1 protein-coding gene is annotated in these 1,414 nt (G+C 72.6%); it reads right to left on the bottom strand.

Features of this window, described 5'->3' with window-relative positions; genetic code table 11:
* Positions 1–1,401, bottom strand: a 1,401-nt coding sequence (locus ACZ53K_RS42690) for a polyketide synthase dehydratase domain-containing protein (RefSeq protein WP_468848545.1), incomplete at its 3' end; no start/stop codon positions are given.
* Positions 1,402–1,414 lie beyond the last annotated feature (13 nt).

Below are 1,414 nucleotides of genomic sequence, written 5' to 3'. Positions count from 1 at the left end.
CCCCGCAAGCTCCGCAAGAGACGCGACCGACGCACCCACACCCAACTCATCAGCACCCAGCGACACACACCGCACCTCGGCGGACCGCACCTCGGCGGACCGCACCTCGGGCGCCGCCACCCAGTCCAGCGACAGCAGTGCTCCCTGATCCCCGCCGCGCTGTCCCGCCGGCCGTCCGGTGCCCGGGTCCTGGTAGGCCCGCATCACCATCGCCTCGGCGGACAGTACGGGCGCGCCTTCGACGTCGACGGCCGTGATGGACATCGAGTCGTCACCGGTCTTCACGACCTGTACGCGCAGGACCGAAGCGCCGCCCGCGTGCAGCGAGACACCCCGCCAGGCGAAGGGCAGGAACTGATCGTCCTCGCCGCCGACCCCGGCCATCCGGTGCGACTGGAGCACCGCGTCCAGCAGCGCCGGGTGCAGCCCGAAGGCCCCGGCCTCCTCGGCGACCCCGTCCGGCAGCGCCACCTCGGCGAAGGCGCCGTCCTCGCGGCGCCACACCGAGCGCAGCCCCTGGAACGCGGGGCCGTAACCGGTGCCCTCGTAGAAGCCCTCCAGATCGACGGCCTCCGCGTCCCGCGGCGGCCAGACCTCGGACCCGAAGTCCCCGATCCGCTCACCGCCGGTCAGCGTGCCGCCCGCGTGCTGGGTCCACGGCAGACCGGGGTCACCGTCCGGGCGAGCGTGTACCGAAAGGGTGCGGGCGCCCGCCTCGTCGGCGGCCCCGACCAGCACCTGGATCTGCGTGGCGCACTCCTCCTGGAGCACGAGCGGCGTCATCAGGACGAGGTCCTCGACCCGGTCGCTGCCGACCTGGTCGGCAGCGCGCATCGCCAGCTCCAGGAAGCCGGTGCCCGGGAAGAGCACGCTGCCGCCCATGACGTGGTCGTTCAGCCACGGGTGTGTCCGGAGCGACAGCCGGCCCGTCAGCACCACCCCGCCGTCCTCCGCGAGGATGAGCGTCGCGCCCAGCAGCGGGTGTTCCGCGGGCAGCAGGCCCGCACCGGTGACGTCCCCCGACATCGCGGCCGGCCGGGGCCAGTACCGATCGTGCTGGAAGGGGTAGGTGGGAAGGTCCACGCGGCGGGCGCCGGTACCGGCGAAGATCCCGGACCAGTCGACCCCGACACCGTTGACGTGCAACTGCGCAAGGGCGGTGAGCAGAGCGGTCTCTTCGGGCCGGTCCTTGCGCAGGACCGGAACAGTGATCGCGGCGCTGCCCAGGGTGTGCTGGGCCATCGCCGTCAGCACCCCGTCCGGCCCCAACTCCAGGAAGACAGAAGCACCTTCGTCCTCCAGCGCCCGCACACCGTCCGCGAAGCGCACCGCCTCCCGCACATGCCGCACCCAGTACTCGGGCGAGCAGATCAGGCCCTCATCGGCGAGTTCCCCGGTCACATTCGACACGATC

It is taken from the genome of Streptomyces sp. NPDC033221 (assembly GCF_055577005.1).
Note: the sequence above shows the minus strand (reverse complement) of the source record. Positions and strands in the feature narration are given on the sequence as shown.